This window comes from Streptomyces sp. NPDC052682 (assembly GCF_040678435.1).
Taxonomy (GTDB): domain Bacteria; phylum Actinomycetota; class Actinomycetes; order Streptomycetales; family Streptomycetaceae; genus Streptomyces.
The window spans coordinates 23,440-37,846 of the sequence record NZ_JBFATS010000029.1; the positions used below are offsets into that span (position 1 = coordinate 23,440).

The 14,407-nt window shown below is 72.5% G+C and carries 14 protein-coding genes; 3 read left to right on the plus strand and 11 right to left on the minus strand.

Features of this window, described 5'->3' with window-relative positions; all coding sequences use genetic code 11:
* Nucleotides 1–20: 20 nt before the first annotated feature.
* The 9 genes from AB0K80_RS31730 to AB0K80_RS31770 all read right to left on the minus strand — a co-directional run bounded on the left by AB0K80_RS31730 (nt 21) and on the right by AB0K80_RS31770 (nt 10,081).
* Nucleotides 21–1,073, minus strand: a complete 1,053-nt coding sequence (locus AB0K80_RS31730; RefSeq protein WP_365675647.1) for a hypothetical protein — start codon at nt 1,071–1,073, stop codon at nt 21–23.
* Entirely contained in the window at nt 1,070–1,852 is a 783-nt protein-coding gene (locus tag AB0K80_RS31735) for a cyclase family protein (protein WP_365675649.1), read from the minus strand. Before AB0K80_RS31735 ends, AB0K80_RS31730 begins: the two co-directional genes overlap by 4 nt.
* The gene (locus tag AB0K80_RS31740; protein WP_365675651.1) at nt 1,849–2,865 is read right to left on the minus strand and encodes an ABC transporter permease; all 1,017 of its coding nucleotides are present in this window, start codon (nt 2,863–2,865) and stop codon (nt 1,849–1,851) included. The genes AB0K80_RS31735 and AB0K80_RS31740 overlap by 4 nt, the downstream gene beginning before the upstream one ends.
* Nucleotides 2,865–4,427 carry a sugar ABC transporter ATP-binding protein gene (locus tag AB0K80_RS31745; RefSeq protein ID WP_365675653.1) on the minus strand — a complete coding sequence of 521 codons (1,563 nt, stop codon included), beginning with the start codon at nt 4,425–4,427 and terminating at the stop codon, nt 2,865–2,867. Before AB0K80_RS31745 ends, AB0K80_RS31740 begins: the two co-directional genes overlap by 1 nt.
* Nucleotides 4,428–4,433: 6 nt before the next feature.
* Nucleotides 4,434–5,630, minus strand: coding sequence for a sugar ABC transporter substrate-binding protein (locus tag AB0K80_RS31750; RefSeq protein ID WP_365675655.1), 1,197 nt, complete (start codon nt 5,628–5,630; stop codon nt 4,434–4,436).
* Nucleotides 5,631–5,664: 34 nt separating this feature from the next.
* Complete coding sequence (locus AB0K80_RS31755; RefSeq protein WP_365675656.1) at nt 5,665–6,543, minus strand: cyclase family protein; 879 nt, start codon at nt 6,541–6,543, stop codon at nt 5,665–5,667.
* Nucleotides 6,544–7,758, minus strand: coding sequence for a CoA transferase (locus AB0K80_RS31760; protein ID WP_365675658.1), 1,215 nt, complete (start codon nt 7,756–7,758; stop codon nt 6,544–6,546). It abuts the gene before it with no gap.
* Between the two features lie 2 nt (nt 7,759–7,760).
* Nucleotides 7,761–9,470 (minus strand): thiamine pyrophosphate-binding protein, encoded by a 1,710-nt coding sequence (locus AB0K80_RS31765; protein ID WP_365675660.1) that lies wholly within the window; start codon nt 9,468–9,470, stop codon nt 7,761–7,763.
* 173 nt (nt 9,471–9,643) lie between these two features.
* Nucleotides 9,644–10,081: a hypothetical protein gene (locus AB0K80_RS31770; RefSeq protein ID WP_365675662.1), complete on the minus strand. Its 438-nt coding sequence runs from the start codon at nt 10,079–10,081 to the stop codon at nt 9,644–9,646.
* An 87-nt stretch (nt 10,082–10,168) separates the two neighbouring features.
* Between AB0K80_RS31770 and AB0K80_RS31775 the strand changes: the two genes are divergently transcribed.
* A complete protein-coding gene (locus tag AB0K80_RS31775) occupies nt 10,169–10,870 on the plus strand; it encodes a helix-turn-helix domain-containing protein (protein ID WP_365675700.1) in 702 nt (233 codons plus the stop codon).
* Nucleotides 10,871–10,926: 56 nt separating this feature from the next.
* Nucleotides 10,927–11,604: a GTP cyclohydrolase I FolE gene (folE, locus tag AB0K80_RS31780; RefSeq protein ID WP_365675664.1), complete on the plus strand. Its 678-nt coding sequence runs from the start codon at nt 10,927–10,929 to the stop codon at nt 11,602–11,604.
* Between the two features lie 49 nt (nt 11,605–11,653).
* On the opposite strand, the gene AB0K80_RS31785 is transcribed toward folE, so the two are convergent.
* Together AB0K80_RS31785 and AB0K80_RS31790 are read right to left on the minus strand one after the other, a co-directional pair.
* Nucleotides 11,654–12,271, minus strand: coding sequence for a TOPRIM nucleotidyl transferase/hydrolase domain-containing protein (locus tag AB0K80_RS31785; protein ID WP_365675666.1), 618 nt, complete (start codon nt 12,269–12,271; stop codon nt 11,654–11,656).
* Between the two features lie 132 nt (nt 12,272–12,403).
* A complete protein-coding gene (locus tag AB0K80_RS31790) occupies nt 12,404–13,303 on the minus strand; it encodes an NAD-dependent protein deacetylase (protein WP_365675668.1) in 900 nt (299 codons plus the stop codon).
* Nucleotides 13,304–13,493: 190 nt separating this feature from the next.
* Between AB0K80_RS31790 and AB0K80_RS31795 the strand changes: the two genes are divergently transcribed.
* Nucleotides 13,494–14,333 carry an endonuclease/exonuclease/phosphatase family protein gene (locus tag AB0K80_RS31795; protein ID WP_365675670.1) on the plus strand — a complete coding sequence of 280 codons (840 nt, stop codon included), beginning with the start codon at nt 13,494–13,496 and terminating at the stop codon, nt 14,331–14,333.
* The last annotated feature ends 74 nt before the right edge of the window (nt 14,334–14,407 follow it).

Below are 14,407 nucleotides of genomic sequence, written 5' to 3' on the forward strand. Positions count from 1 at the left end.
GTCATGGTTCGCGCGCCTGGTCACCCCTGGTCCGCGAACGGCAGGATGCCACGCACCGGCCTGTCGGTGGGGACCTCGCCGCGCGCCCAGCCGACCGCGGCGAGGCTCGCGTCGCCGCGGCGCACCCACACGTCCAGGCCGATGCGGGTCCGCGAGCCGTCCCGCTCCACCTCGCGCACCGCCCCGGCGGCCTCGATGGTGTCGAAGGCGCTCACCGGCCGCAGGAACTTCACCCGCAGCCAGCCGGTCCACAACCACTCCGCACCGAACACCCGGGTGAGCAACTCGGCCAGATAGCACACCAGTTGCTGTCCCTGCACGATCGGCACCGCGAGCCCTGCGGCCCGTGCGGTGCCCAGGCTGTCGTGGATGTTGGTGACGAACTCCCCGATCCGGGAGAACACCGCCATCTGCTCGAAGGTGATCTCCTTGCGCAGCGGCTCCAGCCCCGTCCCGGGCAGGCTCCCTGCGCCCAGCCGCTGAGCGAGCGGCAGGGAGGTGTCGTACGCGTCGCTGACCCTGCGGCCGCCGCCGCCGCCACCGGCCGAGCCGCGGCCCGCCACCTCGGCCGGCGCGGTCCGCATGATCTCCACCCCGCGGTGGCGGACCAGGGTGCGGCCGTCCTCGTCCCGGGCGTCGGCCTCCATGACGACGTAGCCCTGCCCCCGGCGCTCGTACTTGTCCACGTAGCGCCCGGCGAGCCGCACCCGCTGCCCCACCCGCACGGGCCGGTCGAACCAGAGCTCCTCCTCGGTGTGCAGCCCCACCACCTGGCTCGCCGCGTAGTGGAGGGTGAACAGCTGCAGCAGGTCGTTGGCGAGCAGCCCGGCGTGACCGATGCGCGGGCCGTCGGGCCCGGAACGCAGGTACCAGTCGCCGTGATCGTCCTGCGTGAACGCGAAACGCCTGACCTTCAGGTCGTCCACCACCACCTCGACCGGCCCGAACTCCTCGGGAATGACGATCTCTTCGTACACCGGCGGTTTCAGGCCCGCCTCGAGGTCCTCGTCGTGCACGGCGCGGGACGGGTCGGTGAGGTTGCGGCCCGGCACCGCCGCGGGATGCCCGCTCATCGCTGTGCTCCGGAGACGACGGCCACCGCGCGCAGCGGCGAGCCGGTACCGTGCGCGATGCGCAGCGGGAACGCCAGGAAGAACGACAGCGGGGGCAGCCGGTCGAGGTTGGCCAGGTTCTCGATGATGAGCACGCCGGCGGACAGCAGCACGTAGTGGGCGGGCAGTTCGCCGCGCCCGCCGTCGCCGCTGTCGAGGCTGACGCAGTCGGTCCCCACGGCCCGCACGGACCGCTCGCGCAGCAGCTCGGCCGTCTCGCGCGCGATGCCCGGCCAGCTCTCCAGATGGGCGAAGCCCTCCTCGTGCAGGCCCCAGCGGGTGCGGGCCCACTGGAAGTCCAGCAGCACGACGTCCCCGGCCCGCAGCGGCCCGTGACGTGCCTCCCAGTCGCGCACGGCCCGCGGGCCGATCAGCTCGTCGGGCCCGGGCGGCGGATCCAGGGGGATGGTCGCACAGCGTCCCGTGAGCGCGCTGAGGGGCAGTTCCGCCACGCTCACCCCGGCGTGCGGGCCCTGGAGGGGGAAGTGGCAGGGGCTGTCGACGTGGGTGCCGGTGTGCTCGCCGAGCACCAGCTGGTGCATGCGCGCGACGTCGCCCATCGCCAGCCACCGGTTCTGGAAGTACTTGGCATGGGTGGGATAGGTCGGCATGCCCTCTTCCAGGGTCCGGCTGAGATCCACCAGGCGGGCCCCGGCGAGGACCTCGCCCAGTGCGCGGACGGTCGCCGGGTCCTGTCCCGCCGTCTGTGACCGCATCCCGTCCTCCTCGTCCGTCGTCATCCGGTCCGCACCTGGCGGGTCTCCTGCCGCGCGACCAGGACGGCGATGATCAGTACGCTTCCGTTGAAGATGGGCTGCACCCAGAACGGCACGCCCAGCAGGCTCAGCCCGTTGAACCCGATGGCCAGCAGGATGATCGCCACCAGCGCGCCCAGCACGTTGTAGTAGCCGGGCCGGTAGGTGGACACCCCGAGGAACGCGGCGGCGTAGGCGGGCAGCAGCAGCTCCGGACCATAGCCCGGGTTGGCCGAACCGGCTTGCGCCAGCGCGAAGTTGGCGGCGAAGCCCACGATCAGCCCCGCGGCGGCGAAAGCGGTCATCCGCATCCGGTTGGTCCGGACACCGGCGAGATAGGCCACGCGCTCCGAGCCGCCGATGGCGTACCAGAAGCGGCCGTGCGGGGTGTGCTCCAGTACGTAGAACAGGACCAGGGCGAGCAGCAGGGTCAGCCACACCGCCAGCGACAGGCCCAGGAAGTCCTCGGACGCCAGGGTCGTCACGGAGGACGGGATGTTCTCGAAGATGACCTTGCCGTTGCTGATGCCCTGCGTCGCCCCGCTGAGCAGGATGCCGACGCCCAGCGTGGCGATGAACGAGCTGATCTTGAAGTAGACCGTCAGGACGCCGTTGACGAGACCGACGAGCAGGCCGACCACCGGGCCCGCGGCGATGATCAGCGCCGGATTGGAGGTGTGCTGGGCCACGACGGCTTCGAGCATCACCAGGAACCCGATGAGATACCCGACGGACAGGTCGAACTCGCCGATGATCAACGGCATCAGCACGGCCAGGGTCATGGTCGCCGTGACGGCCTGCACCAGCGCCACGTTCTGCAGGTTGTCGGCCGTCAGGAACCGGTCCGAGGCAAGGGAGAAGGCCACGATGAGCACGGCCAGCAGGACGAGCGTCTCGTAACCGCTCACCCAGGACAGCAGCCGGCCGGGGGTGAGGCGTGCACGCGGGGTGCGGCCGGAGGCGGGGGCGTCGATGTGCCGGATGGTCTTGTCGCTCATCACATGGCCTTCGTCATGAGGTTCTCGGCGGTCATGGCGGGCCCGGAGATCTCCTCGGCGACGCGCCCGTCGCGCAGCACCAGGACCCGGTCGCACAGGCCCGCCATCTGCTCCGGTTCGGTGGAGGTCATCAGCACGGCGATGCCGCTCGCCCCGGCGTCACGGATGGCGCCGAACATCACCTCGCGCGCGGCGGGGTCGACGCCGTAGGTGGGGTCGGCCAGCACCAGGACGCGGGGCCGCATGCGCAGCAGCCGGCCCAGGATGACCTTCTGCTGGTTGCCGCCGGAGAGCCGGCCGAAGACGGTGGCCGGGTCGGTGGGCCGCACGTCCAGGTAGGAGATGACCTGCCGGATCGCCGTGCGCATCTCGGCCCGCCGGTGCCAGAACGTCCGTGCCTGCGGCAGGATCAGGTTGTCGGTGACCGGAAGGGTGTGGATACCGCCCTCCCGCAGCCGGTCCGCGGGCAGGAACACCACGCCGTGGCGGATGGCCACCCGCGGCGGCAGCGTGCCGGGCAGCCGGTGGCCGGCGACCTCGAGGGTGCCGCCGAGGCGCTGTTCGGCACCGGTGAGCAGGCGCGGCAGCTCCTCCAGGCCGCTGCCGCGCACCCCGATGACGCCGACGATCTCGCCCGGCGCGAGGCTGAGGTCGCAGCCGTCGACATCGTGCCCGCGCAGGTCCCGCACGCGCAGCACGGGGCCGGCCGTCGGCGGGGACACGCCGTCGCGGCCGCCGGCCTCGCGCCGCCACAGCGCGCTGATCCCGCCCGCGTCCCGGGCGGCGCCGGCCCCCGTCCCGGCGCCCGTGCCGCCCCGCGAACGGGCCGCCGGCGCGGTGCCCCGCATGACCCGTACGATCTCGGAGCGCTCCACCTTGGCGGCCGGTCCCTCGATCATCACCCGGCCGGCGTCGAGGACACTGACCCGGTCCGCGTAGGCGAGTTCGGCGAGCCGGTGGGTGACGGCCAGCACCGGCAGGCCGCGGTCGGCGATGCCCCGCACGTGCCGCAGGAACGGCTCGGCCTCGGCCTCGGGCAGGGCCGCGGTGGCCTCGTCGAGGACCAGCAGCCGCAGGTTCTCGCCGGCGGTGCGCACGGCGAGCTCCACGGTGAGCATGGCCCGCTCGGCACCGGTGAGGCGCCCGGCCAGCTCCCGGCTGCCCCGCCCGATCGACAGGTCGTCGAGCAGCCGCTGCGTGTCGCCCCGCAGCCGGCGCCAGGCGATCCGGCCGAGCGCGCCGCGCGGGTAACCGGCGAACAGCGCCACGTTCTCGGCGATCGACAGGCGGTCCACCAGCGGGGCCTCCTGGTGGACGACCCGCACCCCGGCCGCCGCGGCGGCGGCCGGGCTCCACCCGCCGGTGACGTCCCGCTCGTCGATCAGGATCCGCCCGCCGTCGGGGACGTACACGCCCGTCATCACGCGCACCAAGGTCGACTTGCCGCTGCCGTTGGCGCCCAGCAGGGCGTGGATCTCACCGTCCTCGACGGTCAGGGAGACCTCGCTCAGGGCCGTGAAGGTCCCGAACCGCTTGGTGACGCCGTGCAGCGCGGCAGTCATCGCACCTCACTTCCACAGCCCGTCGAAGGTGCCCGGGTAGTCGAAGGAGGCGTGCCAGTCGGCGCCCGACTCGGGCACGTTGTCCTTGTCCAGCACGACGAAGGGCAGGTTCTCGCCGTGCGGCTGGGCCAGCGGCTTCTTGGTCAGCAGCCGGGCCGTCTGGTCGAGCATCGCGTAGCCCATGTACCGGTTGTCGTAGGCGGCGTCCGCCACCTGGACCCGCGACTCGCGGACGAAGTTCAGGTTCTCCTGGCTGCCGAGCACGCTGATCAGACGCACCCGGTCGCCGAGTCCGGCCTGGGCGATCGCCGGCACCACCGCTGCCGCCGCCGGGTCGTAGGGGATGAACACGTAGTCGACGTCGGGGTTCGACCGCAGGTAGCTGACGACCGACTGCGGCAGCACCTGGGCCACCTGGTTGCCCGTGAAGTAGCGAAGCGGCTGCACCGTGCAGTCCTTGCACTTCTTCAGCTCGTCCAGCAGCCCCTTCTGCAGGGCCAGCACGGAGGGGAACTCCTTGTCGGAGTAGACGACGATGTTGGCCTTGCCCTCGGAGTCGGCTTCCACCCACTGCGCGGCCTTCTTGCCGAGAGCGGCGTAGTCGGGGCCGACGTCGAAGGCGTAGCCGAGGTTGTTCCCGGTCGGCTTGACGGGCGGGTTGGGGGAGTCGAGACCGTTGGATCCGGCACCCACCGGCACACCGGCCCGCTTCGCCGCCCTGAGCCCGTCCTGGACCGCGTTGGGGTCGATGGCGATGTTGAGGATGATGTCGGCGCCCCACGAAAGGGCGTTGAGCATCTGGGCGTTCTGCTTGTCGGGCGTACCGCCACCGTCGAAGACCCTGACCTGCCAGCCGAGTTTCTTCGCCGCCTCCTGGGCACCGGTGGCGGGGGACACGCAGCCGCTGAGGATGCTCAGGCAGGTGATGGCGGCGACCTTCACGTTCTTGGGCGCGGTGACCGGCTGGTTCGGGCCCTGGTACTTGGCGGGCGACTCGGTGGTGGCCGCGCGGTGCAGGTCGTCCCACTGGTCGGCGCGCGGACCGGCCGCCGCGGCGTTGCGGGCGTCCGTAGCGGCCCCGGCACCGGAGGTGTGCTGTGCGGAGGATCCGGTTCCCGCGCAGGCGCTGCCCGCGGCGAGGACCGCCGCGACCGGAAGGGCGAGGACCGAGTGGCGAAGGCGTCGTCCGCGTGTGCTGTTCATGATGGCGCGTCTCCTGCGACGGACGGGTGGGGGGTCAGGCGATCGCGACCGGCCGTACGGGCGAACCGGTCGCGCCGGTGATGGGCAGGGGCAGGCACAGCAGCAGGAACTCGTGGACCGCCGCGGCGGCGAGCTCCTCGAGATGGACCCACTCCATGAGCGGGATGCCGAGGTCGCGGATCAGCAGGCGGTGCACCGGCTGGGGTTCCCCCGCGACACCGGAGGGGGCGACCTCCACGGCCGCGGTGTCACTGCCGACGGCGGCCGGCCGGTACCGGGCCAGCAGGCGGGCACCGTCCAGGTCGAGCCCGGCTCCCTCGACCGCGGTCATCGCCCGGGTGTCGGGCCAGTGCTTCATCGTTCCGGTGCGCAGCAGCACCACGTCGCCTTCCCGGAGCGCCACGCCTTGCTTGTCCAGCGTCAGGGAGATCAGGTCCTCGTCGATGTGCTGACGGGCCCGCAGTGTCTCGAGCCCCAGGGCACCGGGCGCGTCCACGAGGACCCCCCGGCCCAGCAGGGGCGGCAGCGTCGAGGCGTCGTGGGTGAGGGGGCCGTGGTCGCCGAGGTACTCGTGCGCGGAGTAGCCGCCGTACCACTCGTCGTTCTCCCCGGACGTGATGTGCGCCAGGGCGTCGATGTGGGTGCCGGAGTGCGCGCAGAACGACAGCAGTTCGGAGATGAAGCCGAACCGCGAGGTGTTGTCCCCGAGCCACTCCAGGTCCCCGTGCGGACCCTGGGCGCGCTCGCCTGCGGGGGTGCGGAAGGTGAGGACCTGGAACGGCGGGTGACCGGGGGCCAGCGGCATACCGGGCCACCAGCCGGAGGACAGGTCGAACACGCGGCCCTCCCCGGCCAGGGCGAGAGCGGAGGGGGCGATGCGCAGGCCGGTGGGGCGGTGCGCCGGCGTGGTCACTCAGATCACCCCCAGGGACTTCAGGCGGGCGATCTCCTGCGGGGAGCGTCCCAGCAGCCGTCCGTAGACGTGCTCGTTGTCCTCGCCCACCAGGGGCGGGGCCTTGCGCACCGACCCGGGGGAGGCGGTCATCTTGATCGGGATGCCGGGCAGCCGGAGCGTGCCCAGTGCGGGGTGCTCGACGTCGAGCATCATCTCCCGCGCCCTGATCTGCTCCGACTCCACGACCTCGGGGATGTCGCTGACCTTCCCGAAGGGGATCCCGGCCGCCCCGAGGGTCTGCGCTATCTCCTCGCAGGTGCGGCTCTTGGTCCAGGCGGCGACGGCCTCCTCGAGCTCCTCGATGTGCGCCATGCGGCCCGGGACCGAGGAGTACCGCTCGCTGTCCGCCAGATCCTGGCGGCCGATCGCCCGGCACAGCCTCGGGAACAGCGGGTCGGTGCCGGCGTGAATGTAGACGTACCCGTCGGTGGCGGGGAAGAGGTTGGCCGGCCCGGTCAGCAGGTCGCGGGAGCCGTTGCGGCGGGGATGCTCACCCAGCATGGCGTACGCGCTGGGCCGGGTCCCCAGGGAGGCGAACAGCGCGTCCAGGGACGCCACGTCCACGTGCTGTCCCTGCCCGGTGCGCTCCCGGTGCAGCAGCGCGAGCAGCGCGCCCATCGCGCCGTGGAACCCGGCGATGTAGTCGGCGATGTACGTGCCCGTCAGGGTGGGGTCGCCGTCCGGGGGACCGGTGAGGCTCATCAGTCCCGACGTGGCCTGCGCGATGGCGTCGAAGAGGGCGCGGCGCGCCAGCGGCCCGGTCTGCCCGAAGCCGGAGATGGACACCAGGATGACGTCGGCACGCAGCTCCGCCAGCCGCCGGTAGGGCAGGCCCATCGCCTCCATCGTCCCGGGACGGTAGTTCTCGACCACGATGTCGCTGCGCCGGACCAGATCCTCCAGCAGCGCCAGCGCCTCGGGCCGCCGGGTGTCCAGCGTCGCCCCGTACTTGTTGCGGTTGTAGACCATCGTGTAGACGCTCTGCTGCCGGTGGAACGGCGCGTGCTTGCGGGCGTCCTCGCCGCTGGGCCGCTCGATCTTGACGACCTCCGCGCCCATGTCGCCGAGGATCTGGCAGCACAGCGGCCCGGCGATGAACCGCGACAGGTCCAGCACCCTGACGCCGCTCAGCGCCCCGGGTGCGGCGGCGTCGTGGGCGGTCCCGTCGGTCATGATCAGCCCTCTTCCGGTTCGTAGGGGCGGAAGGCGGGATAGGTCCAGGCGTTGACGCTTTGGTCGATGGGGACGTCGAAGAGGGCGGGGGAGCGGCCGTCCAGGGTTTCCCCGACGCGCTTGGCGAGCTCCTCCAGGCCGGTGGTCCGTTCGGCGGGCAGGCCCAGTCCGCGGGCGACCAGGGCGTAGTCGCAGGGGCCGAAGTCCACGCCGACGGTCCGGTTGCCGTAGTGGACGATCTGCTCCTGGCGGATGTTGCCGTACCCGGCGTCGTTGAGGACGACGACGGCGACCCGTCCGCCGACCCGCACCAGGGTCTCCAGCTCGGCCAGGCTCATGCCCAGCGAACCGTCCCCGACCAGGGCCAGCACCGGGCGTTCGGGGTCGGCCACGACGGCCGCGACGGCGGCGGGCACGGCGAAGCCCATGTTCCCGAACCCGACCGGCTTGATGTAGCTGCCCGCGCGCCGGATCTGCCACAGGTAGGACCACACCCCCGGGTTGCCCGCGTCCGGGATGAGCAGGGTGTCGTCGGGCGCGGCCGTGCGCAGCCGCCGTACCACCTCCGCGGGCGACAGGCCGTCCCCGCCCGTTGCCGTCCCGCCGGCCTCCGGCTCCCGCCACCACTGCTCCTCGGCCCGCCGCAGCCCGTCCGTCCACGCGGACCGGGTCGCGGCCAGTTCGCCGGCGCGGTCGGCCAGCAGCGCGTGCAGCTCCTCCAGCGTGGTCCGGGCGTCCGCCACGATCCCGGTCGTCCGGCGGCCGTAGTAGCGGCCCAGCATGGCGGGGTCCACATCGATCTGGATCACCTGCGGCAACTCCATCCGCCACCGGCCCGTGGAGACGGCGTTGAGGCTGTTGCCGACCGCGAGCACCAGGTCGGCGTCGGCCATGACACGGCTGGACAGCCGCGTGCCCATCCGGCTGAGCGCCCCGAAGACCAGGGGGTGGGTGGTGGGCACGGTGCCGATGCCGTTGAACGTGGTGATCACCGGGATCCGCAGGGACTCGGCCAGCGCGAGGGCGGCCTCGCCGGCGCCGGAGCGGTTGCAGCCGTTGCCGAGCCACAGCACCGGACGCTCCGCCTGCGCGAGCCGGGCGGCCACCTCGGCCAGCGCCCCGGCGTCGGCGCGGGGCCGCTGGACCACCCACCGGCACATCGGGTGCTCGCCCTCGGGCACGGCCGCGTCGGCGTCGGCCACGGGCCCCTCGATCGTGTCCCGGGCGAAGTCGAGGTGGGCGGGCCCCGGGTTGCCGGACATGGCGTTGAGATACGCCTCCTCCACCGCCTGCCGCAGGGCGCCGGCGTGGGCCACCAGGCGGCTGAACTTGGTCAGCGGGCCGAACAGCTCGACGTGGTCGGCGTTCTGCGCGTCGTCCCGGTGGATGTTCTCACCGGCGTTGTTGCAGGTCAGGACGAGCACGGGGCTGGAGTCCCGCAGCGCGCCGCCGACGCCGGTGAGCAGGTTGGTCGCGCCGGGACCGGTCGTGGCGAGGCAGACCCCGGGAGTGCCGGTCAGCCGCCCGTAGGCGTCCGCCATGACCGCGGCGGCGTTCTCGTGCCGCGCGGTGACGAACTCCATCACCGGCGAGGCCAGAATCGCGTCGGTGACGGCGAGCGTCTGGCCGCCCGGCACCCCGAAGACCGTCCGGATGCCCAACGACTCGAGCATCCTCACGACCAGCTGTCCGCCGGTGATCGACCGAGACATGCCGTCTACCTTCGCTCCGCCCCCCGCATGGATGTATCTAGTTGTCTAGATATTTCCATTGAGTGCCCGAAAGGGGTGACTTGTCAAGGAAAAAGAGATATTTGCCTGAAAAGGCGGGTGGGCCTTCCCGTGCCCACCCGCCTTGTCGCCTTGTGCCGTTGCGCCGTCGGCGGTCAGCCCGGATGCCGCTCGGTGTGGTAGCGCTGGGCCAGCCGCGCGAGGGCCACCGCGCCGAGCAGGAGTCCGAAGTCGCGCAGGGCGATGTCGTAGTGGCCGGGGATGGTCAGCAGGTTGACGATGATGCCGGCCAGCCATCCGGCCACCAGCCAGGCCCCGAAGCGCGGCGCGAGCGCGACGGTCAGGCCCGCGACGACCTCGATGACACCGACGACGTACATGACCGTCTGGGCGCTGCCCGGCAGGACGTCGTCGATCCACGGCGCGAGGTAGCCGGGCCAGTCCACGAGCAGGTTGGTGAACTTGTCCAGCCCGAACAGGACCGGCGCCACGGTGAACCCGGTGCGCAGGATCACGAACGCCTGGTAGCCGGGATCGGCGAGCGCGCCCCGCCGGGGTGCGGTGGAGGGGGTGGTGGTGGGTGCGGTGGACATGACGCGCCCTTTCTTTCTATCGACAACTCTTACTGACAATAGAAGTGCGTGAACCTTCTTTAGTCAACGCCTGTGGGTTTTACACTGGTGTTCGTGGACCACCCGAAGGAAGCACCCCACTCCGACGTCTCCGCCGTGGCGGCTCTGGACGAGCCGACCCGCAGGAGGCTCTACGACCACGTCGTACGCCAGCCGGGACCGGTGAGCCGCGACGAAGCCGCCGCGGCCCTCGGGCTGGCGCGCCAGACCGCGGCCTTCCACCTGGACCGGCTGGCCGACGAGTCACTGCTGGACGTCGTCTACGAGCGGCGCAGCGGCCGCACCGGTCCGGGAGCGGGCAGGCCGGCCAAGCTGTACAAGCGCTCCGCCAAGCAGGTCGCCGTCCTGCTGCCCGAACGGCGCTACGAGCTGGCCGGACGGCTCTTCGCCCAGGCCCTGGAGGAGGCGGAGGCCACCGGCGAGCCGGTCCGCGCCGTCCTGCACCGAAGGGCGCACCACTTCGGCGCCCGGCTCGCCGGGCAGGGCGGCACGGACGTGTTCGGCCTGCTGGAGCGGTACGGGTTCGAGCCCCGCCACGACGGCGCCGCGATCGTGCTGGGCAACTGCCCCTTCCACGCGCTCGCCCGCGAGCACACGCAGACGGTGTGCGGCATGAACCTCCATCTGCTCCGCGGCGTCCTCGAAGGACTCGGCGACAGCAGCCGCCAGGCGTGCCTGGCTCCCAGCCCCGGCCACTGCTGCGTCCGTCTGGAACCGGCCCCCGCCCCACCCGCGGCCACCACCTCCTGAGCCACCACGCGCCGCTGCCGTCCGCCGCCCTCACCCACCCCGCAAGGAGTCACGTCATGGACCTCGCCGCACCGTTCACCGATCCCGCGACGCCGAGCGCCGGCACACCTGGTGCCGCGCGCATCCCCCGGCCGCAGACCCCGCTCCCCGCCCCCCTGCGCGTCGTCCACGACACCGACGGCATCGACCTCGACGAAGCCGAGAACGCCGCCGCCCGGTTCCTCGCGGCGCTCGGCATCGACACCGCCACGGAGAGCCTGCGCGGTACCCCCGGCCGCATGGCACGCGCCTACGCCGAACTGTTCACCCCCCGCGCGTTCGACCTGACGACCTTCCCCAACGACGAGGGGTACGACGAGCTGGTGCTGGCCCGCAGCATCCCGGTGCGCTCGGTGTGCGAGCACCACCTGCTGCCCTTCGTCGGCACCGCCCACGTCGGCTACCTGCCGGGCCACCGCATCCTCGGCCTGTCCAAACTGGCCCGCGTCGTGGAGTACTTCGCCTGCCGGCCACAGGTCCAGGAGCGCCTCACCAAGCAGGTCGCCGACTGGCTGCAGGCTCAGCTGGAGCCCAAGGGCGTCGGCGTGGTCATCGAGGCCGAACACACCTGCATGACCTTGCGAGGCGTCCAGGCCACCGGCTCCAGCACCCTCACCTCCACCCTGCTCGGAACCCTCCGCGAGGACGCCCGCTCCCGGGCCGAGTTCCTCTCCCTGACCGGCCTGTCCACCTGAGCGGCCGCCGACGGCGTCCACGGGCGGGTTCGGCAGTCGCCGCGCCCGCTCAGACGCCGGCGAGCAGGCCGGCGAGCGGCGCGGGCACGCGATCGGGAGCGAGGGCCTCGACCAGGACACGGCCGTAGTGGATCTTGCGGCCCTTCTGCGTCCCGAAGAAGCGCCTGAACTGCCTCTGCGGGGTGCGGCCCTGCTGCGCGGGCTGGCGCAGGAACGTCTGCAGGGCGCGCAGGTCGCCCTCTTCCCGGACGAGCTCCTCCACCCGTGGCACGCCCAGGGCGCGGATGAGCTCGTCCTCCAGATCCGCGGCGCAGACGAAGAAGTCCTGCCGTGCCGCACCGGCCCGTGCGAAGCCGCGGGCGTAGTACGGACGCTCCGCCTCGTCGCACAGGCCCGTCAGGGCAAGGCCCAGACCGGTCGGACCGAGGAGCCGGGCATACCGCCCGACGCTCATCGCACCGCCGATCGCCAGGACGCACACCCCTTCCGCCGCGAGGTCCCGTCCGCGGCTCCTGGCCAGCGCGTCGACCGCCGCGACGTCGCTCGGCCCTTCGAGCAGAACGGCCGCCCGGACGGGCAGCCGCGCGGCCGACGCGTACGCGGGGTCCGCGGGACCACCCGCCGCCCACGCGGTGACCGCGTCCCGGAACGCCTCCATGTCAGCCATGACACGAGTCTCGGCCCCTCCCGGCCGCGGCGCGAGGCATTTTCCGCCCGCACGGCGGCGGACGCCCTGGCGTGTGGGCCCCTAGGTGACGGGCGGCTTCGTCGCCGCGGCGCTGTCGGTCCTGGTGGGCGCTCACGGGTTCGCCCGGCCGTCGACCGGGATGCCCAGTCGGCCGGCCACGGTCGTCAGGGCCGTTCCCAGGGGGAGTGCCACCCGGGTGACGGCGTGCCGGTCACCCCGGGTGGGGGCCAGGTTGACGATCAGCACCGGCTTCCCGGCCTCGGCCGCCTGGCGGACGAACCGGAGGCCGGACATCACCGTCAACGACGAGCCGAGGACCAGCACCGAGTCCGCCGCACGCACCAGTGAACGGCAGTGCTCGACCCGCCCGGGCGGAACGGCCTCCCCGAAGAACACCACGTCCGGTTTGAGGATGCCCCCGCAGGCCTCGCAGGGCACGACACGGAAGTCCGCGACCTGTTCGTCGGTGAGGTCGGCGTCACCGTCCGGGTTGATCCCCGCGGCCACCGGCTCGAAGCCCGCATTCGCCTCCTCCAGGCGCCGGGCCAGTTCACGGCGCGGGCCGGTGGCGCCGCAGGACAGGCAGACGACCCGTTCCAGGCTTCCGTGGAGTTCCACGACGCCCTCACTGCCGGCGGCCTGGTGCAGGCCGTCGACGTTCTGCGTGATCACACCCGCGAGCAGGCCCTGCCGCCCGAACGCGGCCACGGCGCGGTGCCCGGCGTTGGGCACGGCACGGCCGAAGGTGCGCCAGCCGAGGTGGCTGCGCGCCCAGTACCGGCGCCTGGCCCGCGCGCCGGCGATGAACTCCTGATAGGTCATCGGCGTGTGCCGGCTCAGGCTGCCGCCCTCGCCCCGGTAGTCGGGGATGCCCGATTCCGTGGAGATGCCGGCCCCGCTGAGCACCAGCACGTTGCCGGCGCTCAGCGCGTCGGCGACCGGTGTCAGGTCCGTGCTGCCCGGCGGCGCATCCTCGGCAGGGGTCCAGACCAGGGTGGGGCGCATGCGCATGCCGCCAGGGTACGGAACAGACTGCAGCGGCGGCCCGGGCAGCGCACCCTCCCCGGGATGCCGGCCGGCCATCGGTACACCGACCACGGCCAGGGATACCCCTGGGCGGGCCGCCCGGCGCCGGCCACCCCGTGGCATAACCTCGGGGGCGAAGACGTCGGGTGCCACCTGTGTCCACGGTGAGGAGGCGATGGTGTTCGCAAGGCATGCGCGGCTGCTCGCGGGCGCCATGGCCGTGGCCTGCGCGGTGCTCGTCGGCCCCAGCGCGCCGAGCGGCGTGCCTGCCGCCGGGGCCCTGCCCGTCGAGGACGTCCGGCATGCGGTGGCGAACCGGGTCATGACGTGGAACCTGTGCAATCCGTGCGAGGTGAACAACGTCGACCGGGCAGCTGAGATCGCCCGGTACGCCCCCCAGGTCATCGGCGTGCAGGAAGCGTGCGTGCGGGATGTCGAGAGGATCCGGGACTATCTGAAGCGCCTGTACGGGCTGGTGTACCGCGTCGAGTACGGGACGGTCCTGGAGAGCTGGCGCCGCTGTGGGGGAGCGCCGTGGAGTCCGGGCGCCTTCGGCCAGGCGGTTCTGTCGCTGGCGCCGATGACGGACCGTGAGACGGTGGAGTACCCCGACGGCGGATCCGAGGACCGTGGGTACATGTCGGTCACCACCATGGTGGGCGGTCACTCCGTACGGGTCTTCAACACCCATCTCGCGCAACGGCGTCAGGAGGAGTTCCGGGCGGAGCAGGTCGGTGTACTGGCCGCGGACGTCGCCCGCCACGGCCGTGCGATCGTGCTCGGCGACTTCAACGCCGTCCCGGACGCCCCCGAACTGGCCGGCATGTGGGCCCTGGCCGCGGACGCGGACCCGCAGTGCCGTCCCGCGCGGATCGGCGCCTGCCGTCCGACCACCGACTGGCAGAGCAAGTTCGACTACGTCTTCCTGCGCGACGTGGCCGCGCTCGGGCACCGCGTGGTCCCGACCCCGTACTCGGATCACCATCTGCTGTACGCCGACGTGGATGCGGCCTAGGGTCTGCTCCCGCCCCGCAACAGCGCCTCCCGAACGCGGAGGGACCGTCGGCGACGTGGAGCCAGGATCGTCCT

What these genes read in the sequence shown, in the direction of transcription:
- AB0K80_RS31730 (WP_365675647.1), bottom strand. Translation starts at nt 1,073, where the DNA reads ATGAGCGGGCATCCCGCGGCGGTGCCGGGCCGCAACCTCACCGACCCG.
- AB0K80_RS31735 (WP_365675649.1), bottom strand. Translation starts at nt 1,852, where the DNA reads ATGACGACGGACGAGGAGGACGGGATGCGGTCACAGACGGCGGGACAG.
- AB0K80_RS31740 (WP_365675651.1), bottom strand. Translation starts at nt 2,865, where the DNA reads ATGAGCGACAAGACCATCCGGCACATCGACGCCCCCGCCTCCGGCCGC.
- AB0K80_RS31745 (WP_365675653.1), bottom strand. Translation starts at nt 4,427, where the DNA reads ATGACTGCCGCGCTGCACGGCGTCACCAAGCGGTTCGGGACCTTCACG.
- AB0K80_RS31750 (WP_365675655.1), bottom strand. Translation starts at nt 5,630, where the DNA reads ATGAACAGCACACGCGGACGACGCCTTCGCCACTCGGTCCTCGCCCTT.
- AB0K80_RS31760 (WP_365675658.1), bottom strand. Translation starts at nt 7,758, where the DNA reads ATGACCGACGGGACCGCCCACGACGCCGCCGCACCCGGGGCGCTGAGC.
- AB0K80_RS31765 (WP_365675660.1), bottom strand. Translation starts at nt 9,470, where the DNA reads ATGTCTCGGTCGATCACCGGCGGACAGCTGGTCGTGAGGATGCTCGAG.
- AB0K80_RS31770 (WP_365675662.1), bottom strand. Translation starts at nt 10,081, where the DNA reads ATGTCCACCGCACCCACCACCACCCCCTCCACCGCACCCCGGCGGGGC.
- folE (WP_365675664.1), top strand. Translation starts at nt 10,927, where the DNA reads ATGGACCTCGCCGCACCGTTCACCGATCCCGCGACGCCGAGCGCCGGC.
- AB0K80_RS31785 (WP_365675666.1), bottom strand. Translation starts at nt 12,271, where the DNA reads ATGGCTGACATGGAGGCGTTCCGGGACGCGGTCACCGCGTGGGCGGCG.
- AB0K80_RS31790 (WP_365675668.1), bottom strand. Translation starts at nt 13,303, where the DNA reads ATGCGCATGCGCCCCACCCTGGTCTGGACCCCTGCCGAGGATGCGCCG.
- AB0K80_RS31795 (WP_365675670.1), top strand. Translation starts at nt 13,494, where the DNA reads ATGGTGTTCGCAAGGCATGCGCGGCTGCTCGCGGGCGCCATGGCCGTG.